The organism is Croceibacterium aestuarii (assembly GCF_030657335.1).
GTDB classification, from domain to species: Bacteria; Pseudomonadota; Alphaproteobacteria; order Sphingomonadales; family Sphingomonadaceae; genus Croceibacterium_B; species Croceibacterium_B aestuarii.
The window spans coordinates 250315-275157 of the sequence record NZ_CP131039.1; the positions used below are offsets into that span (position 1 = coordinate 250315).

General features: G+C 64.4%; 20 protein-coding genes and 2 tRNA genes. 7 read left to right on the forward strand and 15 right to left on the reverse strand.

Annotation, left to right across the window (positions count from 1 at the left end; genetic code table 11):
- Nucleotides 1–127 precede the first annotated feature (127 nt).
- The 4 genes from Q7I88_RS01070 to Q7I88_RS01085 all read right to left on the reverse strand — a co-directional run bounded on the left by Q7I88_RS01070 (nt 128) and on the right by Q7I88_RS01085 (nt 5750).
- Nucleotides 128–2503, reverse strand: a complete 2376-nt coding sequence (locus Q7I88_RS01070) for a serine/threonine-protein kinase (protein ID WP_305097195.1) — start codon at nt 2501–2503, stop codon at nt 128–130.
- A 49-nt stretch (nt 2504–2552) separates the two neighbouring features.
- Complete coding sequence (locus Q7I88_RS01075) at nt 2553–3092, reverse strand: ECF-type sigma factor (protein ID WP_305097196.1); 540 nt, start codon at nt 3090–3092, stop codon at nt 2553–2555.
- Nucleotides 3093–3256: 164 nt separating this feature from the next.
- Complete coding sequence (locus tag Q7I88_RS01080; RefSeq protein WP_305097197.1) at nt 3257–4744, reverse strand: TolC family outer membrane protein; 1488 nt, start codon at nt 4742–4744, stop codon at nt 3257–3259.
- A gap of 31 nt (nt 4745–4775) precedes the next feature.
- A complete protein-coding gene (locus Q7I88_RS01085) occupies nt 4776–5750 on the reverse strand; it encodes an efflux RND transporter periplasmic adaptor subunit (RefSeq protein WP_305097198.1) in 975 nt (324 codons plus the stop codon).
- 289 nt (nt 5751–6039) lie between these two features.
- Here Q7I88_RS01085 and Q7I88_RS01090 point away from each other — a divergent pair, with 289 nt between their 5' ends.
- A complete protein-coding gene (locus tag Q7I88_RS01090) occupies nt 6040–7461 on the forward strand; it encodes a FadR/GntR family transcriptional regulator (protein ID WP_305097199.1) in 1422 nt (473 codons plus the stop codon).
- Between the two features lie 8 nt (nt 7462–7469).
- Here the strand turns inward: Q7I88_RS01090 and Q7I88_RS01095 are convergent, their stop codons facing one another.
- From Q7I88_RS01095 to Q7I88_RS01130, 8 genes are all read right to left on the reverse strand, one after another.
- A complete protein-coding gene (locus Q7I88_RS01095) occupies nt 7470–8891 on the reverse strand; it encodes a spinster family MFS transporter (protein WP_305097200.1) in 1422 nt (473 codons plus the stop codon).
- Nucleotides 8892–8918: 27 nt separating this feature from the next.
- Nucleotides 8919–10118, reverse strand: coding sequence for an LLM class flavin-dependent oxidoreductase (locus tag Q7I88_RS01100; RefSeq protein WP_305097201.1), 1200 nt, complete (start codon nt 10116–10118; stop codon nt 8919–8921).
- A gap of 74 nt (nt 10119–10192) precedes the next feature.
- A complete protein-coding gene (locus Q7I88_RS01105; protein ID WP_305097202.1) occupies nt 10193–10504 on the reverse strand; it encodes a YciI family protein in 312 nt (103 codons plus the stop codon).
- Nucleotides 10505–10535: 31 nt separating this feature from the next.
- Nucleotides 10536–11423 carry a CmcJ/NvfI family oxidoreductase gene (locus tag Q7I88_RS01110; RefSeq protein ID WP_305097203.1) on the reverse strand — a complete coding sequence of 296 codons (888 nt, stop codon included), beginning with the start codon at nt 11421–11423 and terminating at the stop codon, nt 10536–10538.
- 55 nt (nt 11424–11478) lie between these two features.
- On the reverse strand, nt 11479–12198 hold the full coding sequence (locus Q7I88_RS01115; protein WP_305097204.1) for an alpha/beta fold hydrolase: 720 nt from the start codon (nt 12196–12198) through the stop codon (nt 11479–11481).
- 81 nt (nt 12199–12279) lie between these two features.
- Nucleotides 12280–13764, reverse strand: a complete 1485-nt coding sequence (locus Q7I88_RS01120) for an MFS transporter (protein WP_305097205.1) — start codon at nt 13762–13764, stop codon at nt 12280–12282.
- Nucleotides 13727–14689, reverse strand: coding sequence for a nuclear transport factor 2 family protein (locus Q7I88_RS01125; protein WP_305097206.1), 963 nt, complete (start codon nt 14687–14689; stop codon nt 13727–13729). The genes Q7I88_RS01120 and Q7I88_RS01125 overlap by 38 nt, the downstream gene beginning before the upstream one ends.
- Before the next feature lie 131 nt (nt 14690–14820).
- Nucleotides 14821–17829 carry a TonB-dependent receptor plug domain-containing protein gene (locus Q7I88_RS01130; protein ID WP_305097207.1) on the reverse strand — a complete coding sequence of 1003 codons (3009 nt, stop codon included), beginning with the start codon at nt 17827–17829 and terminating at the stop codon, nt 14821–14823.
- Nucleotides 17830–18262: 433 nt separating this feature from the next.
- Here Q7I88_RS01130 and Q7I88_RS01135 point away from each other — a divergent pair, with 433 nt between their 5' ends.
- Nucleotides 18263–19138: a TauD/TfdA dioxygenase family protein gene (locus tag Q7I88_RS01135; RefSeq protein ID WP_305097208.1), complete on the forward strand. Its 876-nt coding sequence runs from the start codon at nt 18263–18265 to the stop codon at nt 19136–19138.
- Nucleotides 19139–19354: 216 nt separating this feature from the next.
- Here the strand turns inward: Q7I88_RS01135 and Q7I88_RS01140 are convergent.
- Nucleotides 19355–19430 (reverse strand) — tRNA-Thr (locus Q7I88_RS01140).
- A 97-nt stretch (nt 19431–19527) separates the two neighbouring features.
- Here Q7I88_RS01140 and Q7I88_RS01145 point away from each other — a divergent pair.
- Nucleotides 19528–20520 carry an MBL fold metallo-hydrolase gene (locus Q7I88_RS01145; protein WP_305097209.1) on the forward strand — a complete coding sequence of 331 codons (993 nt, stop codon included), beginning with the start codon at nt 19528–19530 and terminating at the stop codon, nt 20518–20520.
- Nucleotides 20521–20537: 17 nt separating this feature from the next.
- Here the strand turns inward: Q7I88_RS01145 and Q7I88_RS01150 are convergent.
- Nucleotides 20538–20611 (reverse strand) — tRNA-Cys (locus Q7I88_RS01150).
- A gap of 145 nt (nt 20612–20756) precedes the next feature.
- Between Q7I88_RS01150 and Q7I88_RS01155 the strand changes: the two genes are divergently transcribed.
- Entirely contained in the window at nt 20757–22235 is a 1479-nt protein-coding gene (locus tag Q7I88_RS01155) for an FAD-dependent oxidoreductase (protein WP_305097210.1), read from the forward strand.
- A 16-nt stretch (nt 22236–22251) separates the two neighbouring features.
- On the opposite strand, the gene Q7I88_RS01160 is transcribed toward Q7I88_RS01155, so the two are convergent.
- Complete coding sequence (locus Q7I88_RS01160; RefSeq protein ID WP_305097211.1) at nt 22252–22788, reverse strand: nuclear transport factor 2 family protein; 537 nt, start codon at nt 22786–22788, stop codon at nt 22252–22254.
- Between the two features lie 119 nt (nt 22789–22907).
- Between Q7I88_RS01160 and Q7I88_RS01165 the strand changes: the two genes are divergently transcribed.
- The 3 genes from Q7I88_RS01165 to Q7I88_RS01175 are packed head-to-tail and all read left to right on the forward strand — an operon-like array spanning nt 22908 to nt 24841.
- The gene (locus Q7I88_RS01165) at nt 22908–23321 is read left to right on the forward strand and encodes a DUF6152 family protein (RefSeq protein WP_305097212.1); all 414 of its coding nucleotides are present in this window, start codon (nt 22908–22910) and stop codon (nt 23319–23321) included.
- Between the two features lie 3 nt (nt 23322–23324).
- Nucleotides 23325–24047: a hypothetical protein gene (locus Q7I88_RS01170; RefSeq protein ID WP_305097213.1), complete on the forward strand. Its 723-nt coding sequence runs from the start codon at nt 23325–23327 to the stop codon at nt 24045–24047.
- On the forward strand, nt 24044–24841 hold the full coding sequence (locus Q7I88_RS01175; RefSeq protein ID WP_305097214.1) for a hypothetical protein: 798 nt from the start codon (nt 24044–24046) through the stop codon (nt 24839–24841). The genes Q7I88_RS01170 and Q7I88_RS01175 overlap by 4 nt, the downstream gene beginning before the upstream one ends.
- Nucleotides 24842–24843: the final 2 nt, after the last annotated feature.

The window sequence follows — 24843 nt, forward strand, 5'->3', positions numbered from 1 at the left end:
CAGTCGCCCTCGCTCGATGCGGAGGCGCTCCGTCGCGGCACCTCACCCCTCGTTTAAGAAGGCGTTAAAACTGGGGCTGGGGGATCACGAAAAACGGATTCGGGTCATGGCTTGCGCCTGCGCGGACCTATTGCTCGGCCAGCACCTGGAACCGGGTGACCGGAGCGCCGGCGCGGCACAGGTCGAGATTGGCGTTTATCCCCGGCCGCAGGACGCCGACATAATTTGAAAGCTCGTCGCGCTTGGCCAGTTGCGCCATCAGTCGCTCCGCTTCTTCCCAGTTGCGGCAAGCCTCCTCGCGCTTTCCCGCCTCACGGTAGATCGAACCGAAGATCGCCCTTCCATAGGCCAGATCGCTAGTCGAGCGCGCCGAATGCGTTCGCTCGACCTTGGCCACACGCCCGTCGATCACCTGCTGCATCAAGGGAATAGCCTCGCGGTACCGACCGAGATTGGCGAAATATTCCGCTTGCGCCTCGCGCAGGCGCTCGTCGAAGGTCTGCAAAGAATTATCGGCCTCCTCGATTTGGATCAGCTTGCCGACCGATTCCCGCGCCTGCGCCAGCAGCCGCGTCGCCATCGGGTCGTCCTCCAGGGTCGCGGCCGCGGCATAGCCGTAATAGGCGTTCCAGCCGCGCCAGTAGAGCGTCATCGGATCGTTGGGAAAATCCTCGAGGATATCGGCATATTCGCCGTCGGCCTTGAGGTAGAGGTCGACCGCCCGGCGATAGCCCTCGTCATTGCCCAGATTGTGCTGCACGATCGCCTTGTAATAAGTACCGATTGTCCGATCGAAGCGCTCCTCGTAACCGCCTCTCTTGTCGCGCGGCCATTGCTCGATGTCCGCCAACAGCTTGTCCGACGTGTCGGCGATCAACGCACTGTCGAGTTCGAGATCGCCCCATTCGAGGGCGGCCACGCGGGCGATCCGCCGCGCATCCATCCATCGCCAATCGCGCTGCGGTACCGGCACGCGTTCGAGCGCGGCATCGGCCTTGGCGATCGCCTGCTTGGATTCATCCGGCTTGCTCTCGCCGTGGGCAAGCAGCAGCGCGCGATAGGCGTAAAGCCGCGCGAGGCCGATATCGGCGCGTGCCGAGCCGACCTTCGACAGCGGGCCGAACAGCGCCTCGGCCCGGTCGAGATTGCGACTCGCTGCTTCCGGCTCGCCGAAATTGGGATGAGCGGGTATCCCTTGGATCTTCGCAAGCTTCAGGAAACCCTCGGCTGTTTCGAGCTGAAGGTCGGCATCCTGGCTGCGGCTTTCGGCGAGACTGACGAGATAGGCCTGCGAGCGCTCGGCCAGCGCCAGTCGTGCGGCGGTATTGCCGATCACGTGGTCCAACTCGTCGTACAAGTCGAAGATCTGAAAATGGGCGAGGTCACGCAATTCGGTGAAGCGTTTCTCGGCCACGACGCGGGAGGCCTCCGCGCGACTATATGCGATGCCGGTGACCAGCAACGCACCGACGATTGCCAGCAGGATTGCCCCTGCCGCGCCGACGAGCGCCTTCTCGCGGGTCATGAACTTGCGCAAGCGATAGCCGGGCGTGTCGGCGAAAGTGACGACAGGCAGGCCGGCACGGTAATTCTCGATCTCGTCAATCATCTCGCTGACGCTGGAATAGCGTTGCTCGCTGTCCTCGTCCGAAGCCTTGGCGGCGATTGCATCGAGTTCGGGCTGCTTCTCGGCCCCCGTCATCAGGGAGAAGATACGGCCCAGGGAATAGATGTCGGTCAGTGTATTCGACCCAGTGCCCTGCGCGCGCTCTGGTGCGGCGAAGCCCGGCGTCAGGCTGAGCCCGGTCAGGCGCGACGGTTTGGCATGCTCGTTTTCGTCGGATTGCGGACGGGCGATGCCGAAATCGATCAGCTTGGCCTGCTCACCATCCGTGACGAGCACGTTGCCCGGTGTCAGGTCGCGGTGGATGACGAGGTTCTGGTGGGCAAATTCAACTGCGTGCGCCACTTGCAGGAACAAGTCGAGCTTGCGCTCGAGGCTGGGCGCGTCCTGCGAAATCCAGTCGCGCAGCGTGCGTCCCTGGACATATTCCATGACGATATAGGGCTGCCCGTCCTCGGTTTCACCGCCGTCGTGCAAGTGGGCGATATTGGGATGATTGAGCCGGGCGAGAATCTGCCGCTCGCGGCGAAAGCGGTCGACCAGCGTATCCCCCAGCACGCCCGGCTTGATGACCTTGATCGCCACCTTCTGTTGGAAGTCGCGGGCGGTCCGCTCGGCAAGGAACACCGCGCCCATACCGCCACGTCCGAGCAGGCGCACGAGGCGGTAGCCAGGCAGGTCGGGCGGTTCGAATTCCTCGTCCGCGTCCCGCAGCGCCTCACCCGCCCCGCCGGTATTGATCGGGACGCGCATCTGGTTTTCGGATACGAGCAAAGCGAGCGCGAATTTCCGGATTTCCTCGGTCACGCCGGTGTGGTTCTCAATGTAGGCCTTCTGCTCCTCGGAGGGCAGGTCCAGCACCTCTTCGAGTAGGGCCATTGCCGCACCCTCGATCGAAGTTTCGGACGTACGGGTCACGCCGAGCCCGTCACGCCCGAGCGAGCCGGTGCCTGAGCCAGGCACGAGTCGAGGCCCAGCGGCGCTTTACGGTCGGTTCGGATACGCCGAGTACGGTGGCGATATCGCCTGTCGACATGCCGCCGAAGAAGCGCATCTCCACGATCTGCGCCCGCTCTTCGTCGATCTCGAACAGGTCCTGAAGCGCCATTTCGATGGTCATAAGATCGAGCGGCACTTCCCACTGCGCGACATTGGTGGTGAGCGTGATGGCGGTGTGATGGTGTTTGGCGCGGTTGCGTTTGCGCGCCTCGTCGATGAGGATCTGCCGCATCAGTCGCGAAGCCAGCGCGAGAATATGCGCGCGGCTCTGGATCTCCATGATGTTGAGGCGAAACAGCTTGATGATCGCTTCGTTGACGAGGTCGCCGGTCGATAGCGAGCAGTTGCGCTCCTGCCGCAGCCGCGCCGCGGCGATCGCTCGCAGTTCGTCGCCAATCGCGTGGAACAACTCGTCGCCCGCCTCCCGGTCGCCATCCTGCCAATCCGATGCCAGCTTCGCGTAATCCACCCATGCCCCCTTCACCGCATGGTAACCATGCCCCACGTGGCAAGGGCCTGCAAATTGCCAGTTGGTAGTCGTACCGCGACGGTACGTTGGGCAAGATGCGGCGGACAGGGGAGCCCTGAGCGGAGAGGCGCGGCATTCCCCTCATCGCTACCATTTGGCCCCGCTCAGCGGCCGGCACCAGGGGTGACCGGAATCGTCAGCTCAGCCGAGGGATCGACGGCAGAATCCTGCTTCGGCGTCTCATGCGTGCCGGTGGATCGTGCTTCGGGCGCGGGATCGGGTTTGAACTGAAATACGCGGGCGTGGACGCGGTCGTAATTGACCGCAGGATCGTAAAGCATCGCCGAATCGAAATTGAGGTGGTGTGCTTCGGCCAAACCCATCGCCGCCAGCAGGTCGAAACCCGCGACATAGGCGTCGCGTCTCGCGGTCAGCAGAGTGACCTGCGAATTGAGCAATTCCTGTTCGGCATTGAGGCGATCGAGCAGCGGGCGGAGTCCCGCCTTTGTCTCCGCCACCAACCCCATCAGGGCGCGCTGGTTAGCCGACGCGCCGCGCTCTGCCGAGGCGATAACCCGCATCGCCCCCTGCCACGAGGCGAAGGCGGAACGCGTATCCGCGACGGTCGCGCGTTCGGCCTCGTAAATGCGCTCGATAGCGACCGAACTCTTTGCCTGCGCCTGGCGGACGCGCGCCATTTCGCGCCCGCCTTGGAAGAAAGGAACGCGCAGCCGCATGCCAATGAAGGCGGTCGTACCTTGGTCGCCATTGCGCGGCCCGGTGCCCGTCTGCAATGATCCGAGGTAGTCGTACTGGTTAAGCCCTCCGATTGCGCTTAGTTTGGGCAGCCCCTCCGCGCGCACCGCATCGACATCGAGCGCCGCCGCTCGACTCTGCGAAAGGGCGGCGAGATATTCAGGGTTATTGTCGAGCGCGATATCGACCGCCGCGTCGGCGGTGTCGGGTAATTGCGGTAGCATCGGCGGCCGTTCGAGATCCTCCGGCGCATGTCCGACGAGTTTGATGTAGTTCTCGCGGCTAGCGATCAAGTCTGACCGGGAGCTTTCGAGCTGACTCTGGGCAAGCGCCAGCCGCGCTTCGGCCTGCGCCACGTCGGTCGGCCCCCGGTTCCCCGTGCGGTAGCGCTCCTGCGTCTCTTGCAGGGTAAACCGCATGACCTCGGCATTGCTCTCGTTGAGCGCCACCACCGCCTCGTCGCGCAGGACACCCATGTAGGCGGCGGCGACCGCGACGAAGAGGTCGCTCTCGACGCTGCGCAGACCGAGCCGGCTCGCTTGGACGCGCTCCTTGGCAGCGGCGATCGAATTGGTAGCGGCACCGAAATCGAACAGGGGCGCATCGGCATTGAGCTGGGCGACCACCTGACGGTCGGGATCGGAGAAGAAGCCGCTCGGCGAGGGATCGCCCTTGAGCACATTCTCCTGGTAGGTCGCACTGCCATCGAGCGTGGGCAGAGCGGCGGCACGTGCGATCGGCACGTCCTCGTCGGCGACCCTCACTTGCCCGCGCTGGGCGGCAAGCGTCGGATTTGTCTGATAGGCCGATTGCAGTGCTTCCTGCAGCGTCTCCGCCCGCGCGGGCGCTGCGATGGCAAGGGCGCTGCACCCCAAAAAGGCAAGCTTGCGGATCATCGTGTGGCTCCCTGTTTCCCCTCGGCACCCATCACATTTTGCGCCCGTCGCCCGTCTTGGTGGACGCAAGTTCGATGCTGCAGCGCAGCCCCGCTGGCAGGCTGTAATCGGGATTGGGCAGTTCCAGCCGCATGCCGAACGTACCGCTGGCGGCATCGAAGACGCGGTCGATCACCTTGATCTTGGCGGTGTATTCGCCGCCCACCGGGGCTTCGGGAATGATTTTCACCGGATCGCCGACATGCACCGCGTCGAGCTCGCTGATTGGGGCGAAGACCTCGACAAACAGCGGATCGACTTGCGCAACGGTCACGATGTGCGAAGCGTCGGGCCCTCGATATTCGCCCGGCGACATGACCCGCTCGGTTACGATGCCGGAGACCGGGCTGCGCACGGTTTTTTCGGCGAGGATGCGCTGCGACTGGACGTATTCGAGCTGCGCCACGCGCTGGTCCTCAGCCAGCGCCTGGCGCTCCTCGCGCGCGGCGCGGGCGTTGGATTGCGCTTCCTCGACCTTGTCGGCGGCGAGATATTGGCCAATCTGCTCGCTCCGCCGGCGCACCGCCTCGAGATAAGCGGCGCGCGTCTCGGCGGCGCGCACAGAGTACGAATTGTTGGCCTTGGCCTGCGCGGCAGCGGCGCCCGCGCGATCGACGTCGCTGCGCAACTGGGCGACCACCTGCCCGCGCCTGACAACGTCTCCGCGATCGACATAGATCGCCTGGATCACCCCCTCGACGCCGCTATTCACCTTAACAACCTGACTCGGTTCGATCAGGCAATCGGTCGGCCGCGCGGCATCGAGTCCTGGCGCGGCTATTGGCGAGGCGAGATCGGCAGGCATGTCCGAAGCCAGGTTGACTTGCCGCGGGACGGGCAAATCGGCTGCCCGCCTCGCCTCGTTCGCTGCGCCCTCGGCATCGTCCGAATTCAGTGCCAAAGCACCGACGACGACCGCGAACGCGGCAATGCCGCAACCGAGATAGACTTTCTGCCTGCCCTCCATACCTCGTCCCCAATTGCGCAGCCTCAATGAGGCCCAAGGCGAGACGGGTGCCACCGGCATCCCACCCGTCATCTCAATTGGCGACAGAATTGGATTGGCGGTATCAACTAATCGCGGGAAAGATTGTGCCCCCTTGCGTCTGGCTGGAAAGCTCTGGTGCGAACGCGGCCGAGCGAATGGTTCGTGGCGGCGACCCGAGCCACGGATCAAATTAGTACACTCAAAATGTTGACCAGCGGGCTTGCATGCAGCCGGCTTAGAGGCTTCAATCGCCTGGGAGAGTGCCGGAATGGCGAGTGCCGAACAGATCTATTCGTCCTCGACGAGCGAAGATGCGACGCCAGCGCGCTTGGCGGAGAAACTCGCCCGGCTGATCGAAGACGAAATCGCCATCAACAACCTCCCTGCGGGCGGAATCGTGGGTTCGCTGCGAGACCTGTCGGAGCGCTATTCGGTCGGTCGTGCCGCAACACGCGAGGCTGTCGCCCTGCTCGAGCGTCGGGGCCTGGGGCGACTGCGGCCCGGTCCTTGCGGAGGCTTTGTTGTCGCGCAGCCGGAGGCGGATTCGATCGGCACCGAACTGGCGAATTACTTCCGCTTGATCGAGGTCACGCGCAGGCAAATACAGGATGCGTACGAAGCGGTGGATCTCACAGCCGCCGGAGCCGCGGCCCGTGCAGAGACGAATGAGGATTTGCTCGAGTGGCTGCGCACGCCGCAAGAATTCGCGGGCCCCCAATGGCATCGCGAGATCAGGCGGGCGGTCGGGCGAATGTCCGGGGAGCCGGTGCTGGAGTTGTTCGTCCAGTGCCTGAACGCCCTCACGGAGCCGCTTGTCGGATCGGGGGCTCCGGACGCCGAGAGTGAGAGATCCGCGGCCATCGAAGCCGGACGTTTGGCCTCCGCCATCGAAGCCGGCGACGGCGGAGCCGCGACAGCCGCGGCGGCCCATCTCCATGCGCGCCTCCGTACCTGGCTTGAAAATGCGGATTCCCGCATCGAGTTGCCCGACATCGAGACCTCGCGAATGGCCGACGACCGAACACTCGCCTCGCTCGTCGCCCGGCGCATCGCGGCGGAGGTTGTTCGCGGATCTGGGTCGGGCCAGCGGCTGGGTTCGGAGTGGGACCTGTGCGAACGGTATAGCGTAAGCCGGACAACGCTCCGTCAGGCGATTAGGCAGTTGCAGGACAGCGGACTCGTCGAGTGCCGCCGGGGACGCGGCAACGGTCTGCTGACACGCGACCCGAGGGGTACCGGCAGCATCAGGCTCGTCCTCGCCTTCCTGATCAGCCGACAAATGGACCCGCTCAACGCCGGCACGTTCCTGTTCCAGCTCAACCGCTACGTTCCGGCCCTCGCGGTGAGCCGGGCCAGTCCAGCCCAGCGCGTGAGGCTCGAAAAGCTGCTGGCGCGGGTGCGGCGGAGTGTGTCAATCGATCGCTACGACTTGCTTCGCCTGGTCCAGTGCGTCTCGCAGGCAGCGAACAGTCCTATCATCGACCTTTTTTCGCGTTGCCTTGCGGCCTACGAAGCGAGGTTCCACCCACAGCTGATGGAGCGCCTGCCGACCGATGTGCAGAGCGAATACTTCGACTTGTTGTCTTCCTTGATGGCCGACTTCGACGACGGAAGCCGGTGGGACATCGATCGGGCAAAGGAGCAGTCGGCCAAGGTCATGCTCGAGATGAGCCGCACGCGGCCGATCTGAATTTCGCCTCAGGGCTGCGGTGGGAAATACAAGTCTTCCCGCAAGCGGCGGCCAGCAAGCCAGTAATGGAAAGCGGCCCAGGCAAACACCGCCAGAACGCCTAGCAGCGCCAGGCGCAGACCGTGTGTGGAAGCGACAAGGCAGGCTGTGTCAAGCACGGTGCCCATGCCGTCTTCGCCTCTGCCGCCCGGACAACGGGCGAAGAAATCTCCGCCGGCGAAGGATCGAGCGGCGAAGAGATCGCTGAGATAGCCCGTCACCGATGGTCCCAAGCCAGCACTCAAAATACCGACCATGAGCGCCACGATAGCCGCAGTGATGGCCCGCATTCTCGGACCGGCCAGGTTCTGCATCGTCGCCATGGTCTGCGCCATGTGCGTGCCGAGGATGAGGTTGCCGACGAAGACGAAGCCGAGCGAGACGTAAAGGTCGCGGGCGAGCAGCGCTCCGGCATAGGCCGGGATGCACAGCACGAGCGCGATCGCCGGCGCCCACATGGCCCAGCGTATGTCGCGCCGAACAAGCCGGTCGTAGCCGAAACCGCCGACCAGCATGCCGATGCCGTTTGAAAAGAAGCTCACCACGCCGAAGAGGAGGCCGATCGTCGCCAGGGGCACGGCGAACCCGCGCAAGTAGAAGGGCAGCACGAAGTTGGCGATGGCGTTCATCGCGAAGCCGGCCAGCACGAAACCGGCGAGCAATTGGCGAAATGTCGGCTTGGCCCACAGGAAATGGACGACGGTGAGGAATCCGGGAGCCTTCTCGTCTGGCGCGGAGATTGCACTTTCAGCCATTCCGCGAGGCGGCTCGCGCAAGGTGAAAGCCACGAGCAGCGCTACGACGAGGCCCGGCACACCCATCGCGTAGAAGGCCGCGCGCCAGCCCCACTGGCTGGCGAGAATTCCGCCTACGGATTGTCCCAACAGGAAGCCAACTGGGGCGCCGAGCAGGATGATCGCCATCATCGACCCTCGGCGCTCGGAACGGAAATGATCGGAAATCAGCGAATTGCTGATCGGCTGTGCGCCCGCCTCGCCGATACCAACGCCAACCCGGCCGAGCAGCAGGGTGGCGAAGTTTGTGGCGAAGCCGCAGGCGACCGTCATGATTGACCAAGCGGCGATGCACGCCGCCAGCAGGCGCGTTCGCATGGTCCGTTCGGCCAGCATGCCCAGGGGGATGCCGAGCACCGAGTAGAGGATGGCGAAACCAAGACCCTGCAACAGCCCAAGATCGGTATCGGTCAGGTGGAGGTCTTCCTTGATCGGCTGGGCGAGCACGGCCAAGATCGCCCGGTCGGCGAAATTCATCACCGCGACCAGCAGGAGGACGAATATCACCCACCGGCGATAGCCCGGCTGTAGCAGCGCGTGCTCGCCGCTTCCGGCCGCGTCCCCGGCTGGAACCGGCTCGTTCGCAATGTCTGCCACTCTCCCGCCCCCTTGTCCGTGCGCACCTTATTCAGCGGCATCCTGCAGCTCAGCGTGCGGAACGACGGTCACGTTATGGGCCTGCAGCCTGGGAAGCACTTCCTCGCCGATGCGGCGGATCTGGTTCATGTACTTCTCGTGCGGCATATCGCCCCGGTTGATCACCAACAGGACATTGTTTGCCCCTGCGTCGCTGCATTCGGCGGTGATACGCTCGACGATTTCGTCGGCGGTGCCCAGCGGCATGTGCTGCGCCGCGCCGCGCACCGTATCGATATCCCATTCGTTGAAGACGGTATCGTCCTCCGCCAGCGTGCCCTTCGCCCCATCGCGCAAGTGTTCGAAGGCCGTGGACGAGTAATACTTCGTCTTCTTCACGTCGCTCTGCCAGACTTGGTCATAGCGCAGCAGCGTGTTGAACAGGTACATAAGGTGTTCGCCATATTCGTCGATCGCCTGGTCCTTTGAATCTGCGACGTAGCAATCGACCATGATGCTGACCTTATTCGGATCGACCTTGCGACCGTACTTCGCCTGGCATTGCGCGAAGTAGCGGAGGGTGTCTTCGCGTACCGGACCGGCGAAGATACCGGGCGTGATGGTGGCATCGTGCTCTGCCGCCCACTCGATGGTTTCCTTGGAGCCGGTCAGAGGCACCCAGACGGGCGGGTGCGGCTGCTGCACTGGGCGGGGCCAGATGGCCACATCGTTGAACTGGTAATGTTCTCCGTCGAAACTGAAGCTGTCCTGCGTCCAGGCGCGGTGCATGACTTCGTAGGCCTCGTTGAAGCGCGAGCGCGATTCATCCATCGGCACGTTGAATATCTTGTACTCGCGCGGTGCGCCGCGACCCACGCCGCAGATCAGCCGCCCGCCGGTCATGCAATCGAGCATGGCGATCTCTTCGGCCAGCCGCAGCGGCTCGTGGATCGGCAGGAGATTGGCGTAGACGAGGATCTTGATCTTCTCGGTCAGCTGCGAAAGCGCCGCCGCCATCAGGTTAGGCGAATTGCCCAGACCGAAGGGCGTGCCATGGTGCTCGTTGATCGCGATTCCGTCGAAACCCTGTTTCTCGAGCTCGACCCAAGCTTCGACATGATTCCTATAGGTGTCGATGGCGACCTGCGGCTCGAAGTGCGCCTTTCCGAGCCGGGGCAGTTCGCCATCCTTGCGGAACTTGTCCACGTTTTCGGCGTAGGCGGTCCAATCGAAAACAAACACCTGCATTATCAAATCTCCGCGTACGATTTCGTTAACTTCCCGCGCAGGATGCGCCTTCGACGGCGGTCTCGGGCGCGGGCTCAGCCCGGGCCGGTTCCTTCCGGCGTCCCGATGCGAAACTGCGCTTCCTCCAGCCGGATCACCCGCGCCAGGCCCGACTGCTGCATCGGATCGCCGGCGAATCCGGCGCGCACCTCGTCGATATCGTTGGCGCGCATGACGAACAGCACCAGCTCGGACTCGGCGAGCAGGCCGGCCATGGCGATCATGCCCGACTTCTCGAGCGCTTCCATATAGGCCGCGTGCTCGGCGAAGCCTTCCTGTTCGAATGCAGGCTTGGACCGGTCCCATTTCTCGGTCCGCTCCACCAGCGCCACGTAACTCTTCAGCATCGTCTCCATCCCCTGTCCCGGCCGGTGTCGGTCATTCGTCGAATACCGCGATGGTGCGGACCTCGAAGCTCTCGCGCCTCGGCGAATCCGGGTCGGCGGTCGGGTCCACGATGGCGGTGTGGCCGGTGAACTTCCAGTCCGGGTCGGCGGTGTCGAACAGCCGGAACACCAGCGCCTCGTCAGGTTGCATGTCCGGGAAATAGTACCATTCGTGGTTCGGATTGTAGGCCATGTTGAGGCCCGCCGGCATGCCCGGCTTCCAGCCATTCTCCTGCTTGCCGAAGCAGACCCGCAGGAAGTCGCCCTTGTCCACGCTACGCCGGTCGCACACCGCCAGCGGCGAGTTCTCGACGGGCTTGGTGCCGCGCCAGACATTGACGTTCATCAGCCGCTTCCTGCCGATCTCCTCTTCCCGGCCGGGCGCCAGGCGAGGAATCCACATGCGCAGCGCCTCCTCGTTGAAATCGACGTGCGCGCTCAGCGCCGGACCGCCGCCCTTCTCATCCTCGCCGCCGCGCCAGATGCCCATGAAGGCGAAGACCTCGCTGGCGCCGGTGACGCGCTTCACCAGGTCGCAGACCTGCGGATAGTAGCGGGTCTCGAAATCTTCGGTGTTCGACCAGTCGATGTCGACAGGATGCTTTTCCAGCGTGAAGCCGTGCGTTTCGAACGAGGTGTCGGCCAGCCGCGCGTTTCGGACCACTGCATCGTGATCCTCCATCGCGAATGAGTAGCTGCCGTTCTTTTCGATCCACCCGCCGTCCGCCGCGCGTTCGGAATAGCGGACGAAGCTCTCGATTTGCCCGGCCCGCGGCTCCTTTTCCTTCACATCGGTCATCGCAGCCCTCTCCATCGGCGCTGTCAGGTCCGTTGCCGCCACGCGGTTCGATCCGGACCCGTCATCATCAGTTAGTGCCACGCGTGGAGTCGAAAATAGTGCCCACATTGCCGTGTGGCTGCGCGGCGCCGGCCCATCACGGCAAAGCGGATTCGATCATGTCGGCGGTTTCTGTGACCGCGACGTGCTGAAGATCGTGGGTGAACGGCATTTCCTCGACCCGCCAACCCTCGCGCTTGCGCAGCTTTTCGGCCACGGGAACGAAGGTATCGTTCTTGTAGCCGGTGGCTACGACATAGGTCTTGATCGGGATCCGCTCGCGAGCACCGGTAATCCGCGCCGGCTCGGTAAAACAATAGACCGACTGCGGCGTGCGGCGGTCTTCGTAGGACGCGCGCGCGGCATCGGTCATGTGGGTGTTGAACCCGACCTTGTTGATCCGCGGCGGCGGAACGAGGTACTCGCCTTCCTGCTCGGGCAGGTGGGCCGGCATCGCGGTGATCTCATTGAGGGTGTCGCCGTCTTCGGGGAAGAAGGCGTCGAGATACAGCAGCGAGGCAATCTTCCCTTCCGGGATCAACGACAGCGCCTGCGAAACGGCCATTCCGCCATAGGAATGGGCGACGAGCAGGACGTCGTCGAGATCCTCGTACTTGATGACGTTGGCGATGTCCTGCGCATGCAGCGAAAGGTTGACGTCCGGGCTCGTCAGGTGGGCCCGCTCCCCCAGCCCGGTCAGCGTGGGCGTGAAAACATAGTGGCCGCGATCGCGCAGCAGGTCCGCCACCTCGCGCCAGCGCCAGCCCCCGACCCATGCGCCATGGACGATGACGATATTCGCACGCTTGTCAGCCATTCAGCTCTCCGTTCGATTCGATGGCGATGCGCTCAGTTGTCCAGCGCGACATCGCGTAACTAGTGGCGACATTACCGCCGGTCACACCGGTAATCCCTCGGCGCGCATCTGAAGAATCCGCTCGCGATAGGCCTTGATCCCCAGCCAGTAGACGGTCGCCGCGGCCGGGAAGAAGATCGCCGCGCTGGTGGTCATTGCATAGCGCAACATGGCTTCGTCAGCGAAGACGACTTGCGTCAGGTATGCAATCAAGGTGGGCCCGATGGCAAAACCGGCGGCAAGCATCACGAACAGGTAGATCGCGGTAACCTGTCCGCGCATCTCGTTGGGTGTCATCACCTGCAAGGCGGTGTTGAGCGAGGGAAGCACCATCAGCATGAGTGCTGGGCCTATCCCGTGCATGGCCAGGGCCAGCCAGGGCGACGGCATCAGCGGCATGGCGATGGTGAACGGGACGGCGGCGGTTATGCCGATTGCCATCACTCGCAGGTTGGCATCCGCATGTCCGCGCCGGCTGAAATATTCGTTGATTTTCACCGCGGCATAAAGCGCCGGAGCTGCGAAGGCCAGACTGACGAGGCCATTGAACAGGCCGATCTGTGCAGGCTGCCAGCCATAGGTACGGGTGAAGAATGCCGCGTTCCATGCACCGACGCCGGTCATGTGGATCGACGTGAAGGAAAGGCCGAGGAACATCGGTAAATAGAGCTTCCAGTGCCGAACGAGGTACCGCACCACGTCGCTGAGAGTGGCCCCCCTCACCTTTTCACCTGGAAACGGCGCTATGCGAATTCCGCGACGCGCGGGCTCGGCCAGGAAGGTGAACAGCAAGGCGATCGGCAGACCGACAAGACCGGTCATCATGAAAACCAACTGCCAGTCGCGAAGTTCGCCGAGAATGGGAACTTCGATCGTTGGCAAGCCTGCGAGTATGTGGATCAGGAATGCCCCCAGCAGCAATGACATCGCGGTGCCGGCCTGCAGACCGACGTTGTAGATGGCGATGCCTCGGGGAAGCTTCTCGGGCCGGAAGTAGTCCGCCAGAAGCGAATAGGACAGCGGCCCCTGGATCGATTCCCCCGCACCGATCCCGAAGCGGGCCACGAAGAACTGCCAGAAGGTGACTGTCAGCCCGCACGCTGCGGTCGCGACGCTCCAGACCGCGATGGAAATGATCATCAGCCACTTGCGATTGTACCGATCCACCAGCCGCGCCGCGGGAATGCCCACCACCGCGTAGAACAGCACGACGGAGAACCCGAGCAGGTAGCTCATCTGCAGATCGGAAAGCTGGAGGTCGCGCTTCACCGGTTCAACCATCAGTGTCATCACGCCGTTGTTGAGCTGGGCGCACATCTGTGCGGCGGCCAGCGCCCATGCCGCGTAGTAGGCCTGCCGCATCGGAGGCCAGGAGGCGGCGCCTGCGACATGCGGCTCCTGAACTACCGCGATATCGGCGGGAGCGGACAAGCTTACATCGTCCACGCAATCATCTCCCGGCTTCGCTGCTGGCCATCGGTGTTCTCCCTCAATCGTAGACCGGCGGTGGAGCGCCGGCGAGCGCATCGCCGGTCCAATGCTCTGCGATCCATCCGTCGGCCATGCGAAACATGTCGAACCCCGTCGTCGTGTAGGTTTCGCCGCGGCGCGCCGGGTGGGGATGGACCCGCGCCGTGACCAGCACGACCAGGTTCGCTTGCGCCACGACCGCCACGACAGGCTGCGAGACGTGGGACTCAACCGACTTGTCGGGGAAACTCGCCAGTCGCGCTGTCAGCGCCTTGCGTCCGCTGGCATGGTTGGGGTCGTGCTCGACATAGGCCGCCGCGACGAAGCGTTCGGCTTCGTCTTCGTGAGTGGCTTCGAAGACCGTGCGCCAGGCGTCGAATACCAGCCGCTTATTGGCCGCCAGCGTCGGATCCGCTGCTCGCAGGAGGTCCAATTGCGCGTCGCCGACGCGCCCGGTCACACGCTGCGGACCGCCGGCTTCGGGTGGAGGGGTGGCTGGGCCCGGTGGAAGCTCGACCGAGTGCCAGTGTTCGGCCAGCCTGCCACCGGCGATCCGGAACAGGTTGAAGTGCGTGGTAACGAACGGCCTGCCGTCGGGCCCCTTCATCTCCTCGCGCAAGGCCATGACCACGAGGTCGTTCTCGGCCAGGATCGTTATCAGCGGGGGCGAGACGACATCAGGGATCTTCCGCCGCTCGACACCCGCGAAGACCTTCTTGAAGGCCTCGCGTCCGGTTGAGATGACCGGGCTGTGCTGGATGTATCCTTCGGCCAGCATGCTGTCGGCCAGTTCTTCGTGCCCGGCATTCACGACGCTGCGCCACATGTCGAAGACCAGGCGCTTGTTGGCCGCGAGCTGTGGATCGGCGTCTGCCAGCAATGACAAGGGGTGGGGGTGAGCCCACAGGTCGACCATTCCGTCTTTCGCCGATGGAGGAACGGGCGGCGCCAGCGTCACTTGAACCTTCGACTCGTCTGCCATCCCGGCACCCGCGCCCGGTATTGCGGCGAGCAGGAAAAGGACGGGGCCCACACCTGCTTTCACTCCCGTTCCGTCCGCCACGACGCGTCGCGCGTCACCGCCGTCGCCACACCGTCGGTCCGGGCGGGCGCTCAAAACTTCTTGCCGAGTTGGACCTGGAACACCCGCCCGAGCGGGCTGCCGTAGGTCGGATCGAACCGCACCGCGCTACCGGCTAGACCGGACTGGTTGACCACCAGCGGCGGGTCGGTGTCGAACAGATTCTGGACGCTCAGGATCAGCGACAGCCCGTTGGCGAGCCAGTTGCCGGGCGCGTCTCCGGTATCGAAGCCAAGCGTTAGGTCGACGGTGGTGTAGGACGATATCTTCGCATAGTTCGCCGCCACGCCGACCGGCAACTGCGCCAGGTCCATCTTGTAGGACCCGCGATAGTTGACGAAGCCATGAGCCGACAGCCGGCCGACGCCGACATCGCGTCCCCAGCCGATCGTGCCGCGACCCTGGAATCGCAGCGGATACCCGAACCTGTTGACCTGTTCGGTCAGCGGGGCGCCTGGGATTGGCGAGATCTGCCAGCCCAGCGTATAGGTCGCCACCACGCCCAGATCCCACTGGTTCAAGCCGGTGTCGAACGTGTAGTCGGCCGTGAAGTCGATCCCGTCGCCGATGGTCTTGCCGGCATTGATCCGCCGGCCGCTCACGAGGGCAAGCACGTTGCTCGGCGGCGTCGGCGGACCGAACAGCCCGCCGGTCTCACCCCCGGTGTTGTAGCAAGTGATCATCGAATCGTAGAGCGCCTGAGTGGTCACGGCCTGGCCGAAAACGGCGGCGCAGGCCGGGTTGCTCGTGTCGATGGTCGGGAATTCGCCGAAGAACGCCACCGGGTTGTTCGCCGCCAGCGTCGGGAAGAGCGCAGGGTTGTAGATGATCTGCGAATTGTAGATCTGCTGGTTGATCGCCGCCACCGGGCCGACGTTGTAGGCCGGGGTACTGACCTGTCCGTCGTAGGTGACGTGCCAGTACTTTGCGGAGAGGAAGAGCCCGGGGATTGCAGCCGGTTTCCAGTCGGCCCCGAAGGCGTAGGACTCCGATGTCTCTGGAGAGAGGTTTCCGTTCGCGCCGCCGATCGCCTGGTATATCGAGGCGAAGCCATATGCCGGGCCCTGGCAGGCGGCACAAATCGAACTGGAGATCTGCGATCCCGACGCGACTCCCGGAATCACGCCCGTCTGGGAAAACGGATCGTTGTCGGCGAGGCCGGGGGCGTGAAACGCCGTTCCCCAGCTGCCGTAGAGCTTGAGCCCCTCGACCGGCCACCAGTTCACGCCGACGCGCGGATTGGTCGTCCCCCCGGCGTCGCTGTAGTGGTCGTAGCGCCCGGAGACGTTGAGTTCGAGCTCGTAGATCGCCGGAGTCTCGCTGCCGGGCGAGACCAGCGGAACGTAGACTTCGCCGAAGACCGAATCGACGTTGCGCTTGTTGAAGTTGCTTCCGCCGAAGTTGTTCTGGTTGAGCAGCGAGCCGACATAATGCTCCCCGCCGAGTGCAAGCTTCACGTCGCCCGCTGGCAGCGAAAACAGCTTGCCGTTAGCGACTGCGGAATAGACCTGCATCTCGAACTTGGCGCGGTTCACCAGCGAAAGACCCTTAGCGAGGATCGCCTGAGCCGTCGCGTCGTCGGTACATTCGAACGCGGTCGGATCGCAGAAGAAATTGAACGTTCCGAAGTTCGGCGCGGGGGCGCCGCCGGTCTGCGTGGTAACGGTGGGTTCGTCGTGGGTGCCGGCGTAGGCCGACACGGTGAGGCCCCAATCGTACGGCAAGGAAATGTCCGCCCCGCCGCCGTAGCTCCAAGTCTCGGTCGTGCCGGTGCGCATCGGCGGGCCGATGTCGTAGACCGTGCTGTATGCGACGTTGAGCCCGCCCGACTGGCACGCCGCTACCAGTGCGGCGGGGCCGGTCACCACGCCGCCGGTGTAGTGACTCGGGTTGCAGGGGCTGAACGGATTGCTGTTGGGGATGACCGGCAGTTGGCCGAAGTTGGTAACCCGGTTGCTGGTCGACGAGTTCGGGCCGTTAATGGCGATATCGCGGTGGACGTAGAGACCATCGCCGAACAGCTCGAGCCACGGCGTCAGCCGCTGGCGAAAATTGGCGGCGACGCGGTCGGCCTGCATTTCCGGGATGACTTCGATGCCGTTCCACGTGTTGAAACGGTTGGCCGTCGTGCTGAGCTGCGACAGCGTCAGTGTCTTGCCGTCCTGCCCTGCGGGAATGCCGTAGTAGACTCCGTTCACCACGACGTTGCCGGGCGCCGAGAACAGCGACGATGCAGGGCCGCCGTACGGTGAGAGGTCGTCGTTGTAGAGATCGGGACGCGATGACGCGGCGAACGCGTCCTGGTCCGAATGCTGGTAGGATGCGATGATGCCGCCTTCGAAATCGCCGCCCTCGCCCCAGGTCGTGCCGGCGATGCCGGTGACGTACCAGCCCTCCTGCCCGTCGTTCTTGCGATAGCCGCCGTAGGCCTCGAGCGTGCGCTCGGGACGCCGCAGGATGTAATTCACCGTGCCGGCGATCGCGTCGGCGCCGTAGAGCGCGGAACCGCTGTCCTGCACCACATCGATGCGCTGGATCATTTGCGCGGGATAATTGTCCCCGTCGAAGATGTTCATGTTGGCGCCCTCGTACGGTACGCGGTGTCCGTTCACGAGACTGAGAGTCGCCCCGACCCCGAGTCCGCGGATGTTGGGCGATTTGCTATAGGTAAAGGCAGTCAGCGTGTTGCCCTGCTGGGCCTGCCCACCCGCATAACTGTCGCCGCTTCCCAGCTTGAGAATCGAGGGAACGGTGTTGAGAATGTCGGCCGTGCTGGTCAGGCCTGTCGCCTCGAGATCCTTCTGATCGAGCTGGACGAGCGATGCGCCGACCGGGGCCACACCTTCGATCCGGGTGCCGGTGACGATGATCGTGCTGCCGCCGCCGTCGCTTTCTTCGGAGGTGCTGCTGTCGGCGGGGTTCGCTTCTGCGGTATCCTGGGCGCTGGCCGATCCGGCGGACGCGAAGATCGAGGCACTCGCGAGAAGTCCGTAAAACGCCGCCCGCTTGAGGAAAGCCGGCTCGCTGCGCATCGCATTCATATCTTCACCCTCCCAAAGAGCACTCTTCGGCGGCAGCGATTCCGCCCGACTGCCGCGGCGCGGTGCATATCGCGCGACAAGTCGGCACGCCCGGTGCCTGCTCCCGAGTGCTCATGTGGAGCTTTGCACCTGCGTGAAAATAGTGCCGTCAATTGCGGCCGGCTCTGGCCGTCGCCCCACGGGCCGGCCTCCCACGCCCTCGGAAGACCGGGCAAGCGGCAGCTTTTTCGCTGCACTTTCCGCGGATTCGGCAACCTGGAGGATGAGCTGAAATGAGGGCACTATTTTACCACGACAACGGAGCGCCAGATGCATGCGACACCGGAACTTGGGTGAACGGGATGAAGTCAAAGCGTGGGCGCGGCGTGCCCAGGTCGCTTCGAAGACGTCGCCCGTGACCTAGAATAATCTGGCGGGAGGCGAGGTCATCTGCATGCAAATCAACCAACTTCATCCGCGTTTCGTCGGGGAGCTAGTCGGGCTCGACACGTCCGCGCCGATTTCGCAGGAAACCATTGACCAGGTCGAAGAGGCGATGGCGAAATACGCCGTTTGCGTGATCCGCGACGCCGCTCTCGGAGATGACGAGCACCTGGCCTTCAGCCGAGCTTTCGGCCCGGTCGAATTCCCGCCCTTCGGCGGGCAGCGCATCGCCAAGGAAATCTACGACGTCGGCAATCTCACGGCGGACGGTGAGATAAGGCCGTACAATCCCGACGGTCCGCAACCGGTCGACTTCGAACGCTTCCACACCGACAGTCCGTTCAATTCCCTGCCGACGAAGTGGTCGCTCCTGCTGGCTTACGAAACGCCGCCTGCCGGCGCAGACACACAATTCGTCGACCTTCGGGCGGTCTACGAGGACCTGCCTGACGAACTCAAGGAAGAGATCGATGGACTGCAGGTGGACCATGACATGTTTCGCGCGCTGCAGCGCACCGGGGTCGAGTTCACCGATGAAGAGATGCGCCGCACCTATCCGCGCATGACCCATCCGCTCGTACGCACCGCCGCCGATGGCCGCAAGACGCTGTACCTGGGCTGGCACGCAGTTGCGATCGAGGGGTGGGAGCGCGAAAAGGGCGAGGAACTGCTCGACCGCCTGTTCGCGCTCGCGGTCCAGGAAAAGTACGTCTATTCGCACAAGTGGCGCCCACGTGATCTGGTCATCTGGGACAACCGCTGCACGATGCACAGCGCGACATCGTTCGAGCGCTACAAGTACCGGCGCGACATGCGCCGCACGACCATCAACGAATACGGCCCAGAGGTCTCCGCAATCGAGCCGGAACGCAAAGAGGCGGTGTGAAAGCGGCGCAGACCGGACTGTTCTTGGAGTATTGCGCCAAGCCCCGACCCAGGAGAAGCAGCACTGACACGCGGAGCGGTACCATCGCGTGAAGGCCTGCTGGCCCAGCCTCGCGTCACGACAGGCGGGGGTTACCGGAACGCAACTTCGCAAAGCCGCTCTTCCGCTTTTGCCCCAATCAAAAGCTTCCCGCCAGATCCTGAAGTCAAGAACGAATGGTGCCGCTTACTGGACTCGAACCAGTGACCCCCTCATTACGAATGAGGTGCTCTACCAACTGAGCTAAAGCGGCGTCCGGCGGCCCCTTATCCGCGTTTGGGCTTGCCCGCAACGGTTCGTGGCGCTTTGTTGTCATTGAGAACTCGGTTCGCACGACAAAGGAACCGCGAATGACGAATCAAATGAAGGTGGACCGGCGCGGAGTGATCCGTGGGGGCGGAGCAATGGTGGCTGGGGCCATGCTGCCTTGGGCAGGCGCCGCGAGCGCTGCGGGCAGCGGCACGCAACTGCACATCCTCGGCTCGCGTGCCGGGCCTAGCGTCGGGAGCGGGTCGTACCAGACGAGCTACGCCCTGACCGTCGGCGACGCGCTGTACGTGGTCGACTGCGGCTATGGTGCGACCGAACAGTTGGTCCGCGCCGGCTTGCGCCCCCAGGACATGCGCGACTTGTTCATCACGCACCACCATCCTGACCACAACATCGAGCTCGGCACGCTGATCTATTTCGCCTGGTACGCCGGGCTGGAAAAGCCGCTCGGCATCTACGGCCCGCCGCCGATCGAGGCGATGACCAAGTCCTACCTCGCGGCGATCAAGCCCGACATCGACATCTGGCTCGACGATATCGGCCACGCGCCGCTCGGCCCGATCAACGTTACCGAGCTGAGCAAGCCGCAGGATGTGCTCGACGACGGCACGGTCAAGGTGCGGTGCACGCTGGTCAATCACCCGCCGGTGGTCCCGGCGCTCGCCTATCGCTTCGACACGCCCGGCCGTTCGATTGTGTTTTCAGGTGACACCACGCCGATGCAAAGCCTGGTGGAACTTGCGCGCGGCGCCGACGTGCTGGTGCATGAGGCGATTTACACCAAGGACGGCGTCACCGCGAACCTCACTCTCAACGGCGATGCGCGGGTGGATAGCAGCGCGGCCGGTTCGGCGATTGCCGGAAACGCGCAGAAGCTGCTCGACCACGTCCTCAATTCGCACACCAAGGCGGAGGATGCAGGGCGCATCGCCGCCGAAGCCGGAGTCAAGACGCTGGTCCTCGCGCACACGGTCTCGCTGGTGCCGGGTGTCACCGACGGCATGTGGATCGAAGCCGCGCGCAAACACTTCGATGGCGAGGTAATCTTCGCCCACGACCTGATGGTGATCTGACGCTTTCGGGAAGGATGTGGAGGCCCGAGCCGGAATCGAACCGGCGTGCAAGGATTTGCAGTCCTCTGCGTAACCACTCCGCCATCGGGCCCCCGATCCCGCCGATGGCGGACACCGCCGGAGCGGGGAGACGGGCACCTAGCGAATGGGCGGCAGGGGCGCAATGCGATTCCGCGCCCCCGCTTGCCCGCGCCGGGCAACACGCTTAGCACGCTAGCGATCGAGGGAGAGCCGCGATGGCCGACGAGGTAAAGCTGCAAAGGGTCGAGGGCCACAGCGAGGAGCGCTTCCTCGGCTCCGACGTGTTCCAGAGCGACGGACGCGCCCTGCCCGCATCGCGCCGCGGCGGTACCGTTACGGAAGAGGCGCGCGAGATCGACATCTACCACAGCGCCGACGTGGTCGTGGTCGGCGGTGGCCCGGCAGGCTGCGCCGCGGCCTGGGCTGCCGCCAAGGCCGGTGCCGACGTGACGCTGGTCGAGCGCTACAACTGCCTCGGCGGGCTTTCGACCGGCGGCCTCGTCATGTGGATCGACCGCATGACCGACTGGCAGGGCAACCACGTCATCCAGGGCTTCGCGCGCCACTTCATCGAGCGCATGCCGAAGGAGGGCGTTGCCGGCCCGCCGCCCGAGGACTGGGGCTCCACCGACGAGAAGAAGGTCGCCTACTGGGGCCAGCGGACCACCGCGTTCCACGGTATCGTCCAATGGGCGCCGACGCTCGATCCGGAAAAGATGAAGCTCCTGAACCAAGAGATGCTGCTCGAAGCGGGCGTGCGGATCGTGTTCCATGCCTGGGCGGCGCGGCCGATTGTCGAGCATGGCACGGCAAAGGGCGTGATCTTCGAGAGCAAGGCCGGCCGCCAGGCGATCATGGCCAAGGTCGTGGTCGACACCACCGGCGACGGCGACATGTTCGCGCGTGCCGGGGCGGAATTCGACACCGACATCGAGGAAGGCGATGTCCACCATTCGATGAACACCGGCTGGGTGCTCGGCGGGGTCGACATGAACCGGTGGATCAACTGGAAGGTGCTCTACCCCGAGCAGCTACGCGACTTCATGGAGAAGGGACGCAAGGAGCTCGGTTTCTTCCAGACGCCCTACGTCAGCTGGCGACCCGACATCGCACTGTTCCTCGGCCCGCGGCAGTCGGGCCTGTCGGCGCTCGACGTCGACGACATGACCGAGGTCGAGATCCGCAGCCACCGGCTGATGGAAGGCCATTGCCGCTTCTTCCGCGAAAATGCGCCGGGGTTCGAGAGCGTCTACAGCCAGCAAAGCGCCAGCCAGCTCGGCGTGCGCCACACCCGGCGCATGGCCGGAGTCGAGCGCATCGAGCGGAGCGGCTGGTCAGACCCGGCGCCGGCGGGAACCGAGGTCGGCGTCAGCCCCTCGATCAGCCCGAAGTTCCCGGTCGTCTCGGTGCCCTACGGCAGCCTCGTACCAAGGAACCTCGACGGGATGCTCGCGGCAGGGCGGCACATGAGCTGCGACGCCAACAGCCACGGTTTCATGCGCGAGATCCCGCAGTGCTGGCTGACCGGCCATGCCGCCGGAGTCGGCGCGGCGGTGGCCGCCAACCGCGGCGTGCAGCCCCGCGAGGTCGATGTCGACGAGGTGCGCAGCATCCTGCGCCGGCAAGGCGCCCACCTGCACGACGATGCCGCTGTGGAGGCGGCGAGACACAGCGAGGCGGTCGCGGCGGAGTAACCCTTCGCAGGCTGCCTCAGCGCTGGAAGCCGTACTTGCGGCCCAGCTCGGGATTGCCGAGATCCATGACGATCGTGCGGCGAGCGATTTTCCATTCGCCGTTTTCGCGTGCGTACCGGTCCTCGTAGCGGCCGACCGAGAGCACTTTGGGACCCTCCTCGCCGTCGCGGATCAGCGTCGTGACGAAGCTCGTGCCCGTCGCCTCGTCGCCCGACAGAGTCTCGATCACCGTGTTCGTGATGAGATGGCGCATGAGGAAGGTGGTCGTTCCGTCGGGGAGCCGGACCGCGAATCGCTCGTGATCGCGCGCCGCCTGTGCCGCTATATTGTCGCGCCCCTGGACCAGCACCCTGCCTCCCGACGCGATTTCACCGTCGGCGGTGAACAAGGAAGCGTACTCTTCCGGAGCGCCAAAGTCGTGAACCTCGCCGTAGCGCATCATGAGATTGACGATCGCAGCGCGGTCATCGGCTTCTCCGGCGCTCGCCGGAATTGTCCATAACAGGCCAAGGGTGGCCGCCGCCGCCAAGGCTCCGCGGATGTTTGATCGCATTTCGTTCTCCCCTCCCGACTTGCTCGCCGACCGAAGCCTTATCGAACGCATTGGACAAGCGCGCCAGTCGGGTTATTCTTTGCCCGGCGAATTATCTGCTGCAACCGGGGGAGAGAACGGTGACTACAGTGTTCAGGGCCGTGGGGGCGGCATGCGCCCTTGCCGTCTCCGCCGCCGCGGCGGGCCATCACTCGACTGCGGAATTCGACTATTCGAAGACCGTCCTGCTCGAAGGAACCATCAAGGAGGTGCAGTGGACCAACCCGCACTCCTATGTTCAGGTGATGGTCCCGCAGAAGGATGGATCGGTCGCCCAGTGGGGGATCGAAATCGGCGCGCCGGCGATCAACGTGGCAATGGGTTGGCGCAAGAACAGCGTCAAGCAAGGCGACAAGGTGAAGCTCGACGTCGCGCCGGCGCGGAGCGGAGCGACCTACGGCACGCTCCGTCACCTGACCTTTCCCGACGGGCGGACGCTTGACGGCGTGGCGGCGCGCGTGAAGGCCGGCCCTTCGGGCAGCATTGCGGGCTAGATCGTGTCGCACCTGCCCAGCCGCCGCCTCGGAGCCCACCTCGCACTGGTCTTCGCCTGTCTAGTCCCCGCATCGTCCTGGGCGCGAGCTGCGCCGAGCCCGATCGCCGGGACCTGGATCGCCGACAGTTCCCCAGTCCATGTCCTGACCCGGGAGGGCAAGGAACCGCCGATGACTGCGGATGGCAGCGATGCCTACCGCGCCAACCTGGCCGATTCGACATCCGCTCAACCGCAGTTCGATCGAACGAGGTGGTGCGCCGGCCCCGGGGTCCCGCGCATCATGTTCATGCCGACTCCTTTCGAGATCGTCGTGAACCCGAGGATCGTGGGGTTCATCTATGGTTGGTACCGCTGGCATCGCGCTGTCGACATGAGTGGAGAGCCGGCCGACCCGTTGCTGCCGCAGCCGATGGGGTATCCGGTGGGCCGCTGGGAGGATGACACGCTCGTCATCGTATCCAACGGCCTGTCAGGCGACACGATCATCGACGGTTCGGGTCTGCCGCATAGCGACGACATGGTTCTGGAGGAACGCCTGCACGTGGACGGTAGGGACAAGCTGCACGTGCGCTTTCGCATTACCGATCCCGAGTTTTACAGTGCCCCGTGGGAAACCGAGATGACCTATCACCGCGCCCCTGCCGGTCAGCGGGTCGAGGACGACGTCTGCCCGGACCGCATTGCGGCCGGCGGACCGGCGATTGAGCGGGAGGTGCGGCCATGAAGCGGCTCTCGTTCGTCCTGGCCCTTCCGCTGCTGTTCGGCACGGCACCGGTCGGCGCACAGGACGCCGCGCGCGACAGGCACGATCTCAGCGGGATGTGGGAGGCCGAGCGGTTCTTCTTCAAGGTAGACGATCCGCCGCTGCTCCCGGCCACCCAGGCCATGATCGACGGTTATCAGCAACGGATGAAGGCCGGCCAGATCATCTACACCGGCTGGACCTCGTGCCGGCCGGGGGCGGCGAATGCGATGGTCATGACGATGAACACCATCGCCATCGTGCAGACCGCGGACGAGATCGACCTGCTCTACGAAGAGCCGCGGATGAACCGGCGTATCCGGCTCGGCGGCAAGCACCCCACCAAGCTCGCGCCCAGCTACCTGGGGGACTCGGTCGGGACCTGGGACGGAGACACGCTGGTGGTGGACACCATCGGCTACAACGGCAACTTCGAGCTCGACGCCTTTGCCCTTCCCACCAGCATGAGCATGCACACGGTGGAGCGCTTCACCCCCTCCCCGGACGGCAAGCAGATCGCCATCGAAATCACCTTCGAAGACCCGGAGTACTACAGCGCGCCGTTCAGCGTGAAGCGGGTCTGGAAGGCATCCGACAAGCGGCACCAGTTCGATTACGACTGCTCGGAGAACCCGCGCGAGGAAGAATTCTCGCACACCTATTTCGTCAAGGATCTCTATCGTCCGACCTGCGTGCGTTACGAGGGCAAGGGCGCCGAGCTGTCGAAGATCGTCTGCACCAAGCCCGACGAGGTCGGGGTCGAAGCGGCGAACTGACG

Coding starts and splice junctions, on each gene's coding strand:
- Q7I88_RS01070 (WP_305097195.1), bottom strand. CDS start 2,503: ATGGCCCTACTCGAAGAGGTGCTGGACCTGCCCTCCGAGGAGCAGAAG.
- Q7I88_RS01080 (WP_305097197.1), bottom strand. CDS start 4,744: ATGATCCGCAAGCTTGCCTTTTTGGGGTGCAGCGCCCTTGCCATCGCA.
- Q7I88_RS01085 (WP_305097198.1), bottom strand. CDS start 5,750: ATGGAGGGCAGGCAGAAAGTCTATCTCGGTTGCGGCATTGCCGCGTTC.
- Q7I88_RS01090 (WP_305097199.1), top strand. CDS start 6,040: ATGGCGAGTGCCGAACAGATCTATTCGTCCTCGACGAGCGAAGATGCG.
- Q7I88_RS01100 (WP_305097201.1), bottom strand. CDS start 10,118: ATGCAGGTGTTTGTTTTCGATTGGACCGCCTACGCCGAAAACGTGGAC.
- Q7I88_RS01105 (WP_305097202.1), bottom strand. CDS start 10,504: ATGCTGAAGAGTTACGTGGCGCTGGTGGAGCGGACCGAGAAATGGGAC.
- Q7I88_RS01115 (WP_305097204.1), bottom strand. CDS start 12,198: ATGGCTGACAAGCGTGCGAATATCGTCATCGTCCATGGCGCATGGGTC.
- Q7I88_RS01120 (WP_305097205.1), bottom strand. CDS start 13,764: ATGCGCTCGCCGGCGCTCCACCGCCGGTCTACGATTGAGGGAGAACAC.
- Q7I88_RS01125 (WP_305097206.1), bottom strand. CDS start 14,689: ATGGCAGACGAGTCGAAGGTTCAAGTGACGCTGGCGCCGCCCGTTCCT.
- Q7I88_RS01130 (WP_305097207.1), bottom strand. CDS start 17,829: ATGAATGCGATGCGCAGCGAGCCGGCTTTCCTCAAGCGGGCGGCGTTT.
- Q7I88_RS01135 (WP_305097208.1), top strand. CDS start 18,263: ATGCAAATCAACCAACTTCATCCGCGTTTCGTCGGGGAGCTAGTCGGG.
- Q7I88_RS01145 (WP_305097209.1), top strand. CDS start 19,528: ATGACGAATCAAATGAAGGTGGACCGGCGCGGAGTGATCCGTGGGGGC.
- Q7I88_RS01155 (WP_305097210.1), top strand. CDS start 20,757: ATGGCCGACGAGGTAAAGCTGCAAAGGGTCGAGGGCCACAGCGAGGAG.
- Q7I88_RS01160 (WP_305097211.1), bottom strand. CDS start 22,788: ATGCGATCAAACATCCGCGGAGCCTTGGCGGCGGCGGCCACCCTTGGC.
- Q7I88_RS01175 (WP_305097214.1), top strand. CDS start 24,044: ATGAAGCGGCTCTCGTTCGTCCTGGCCCTTCCGCTGCTGTTCGGCACG.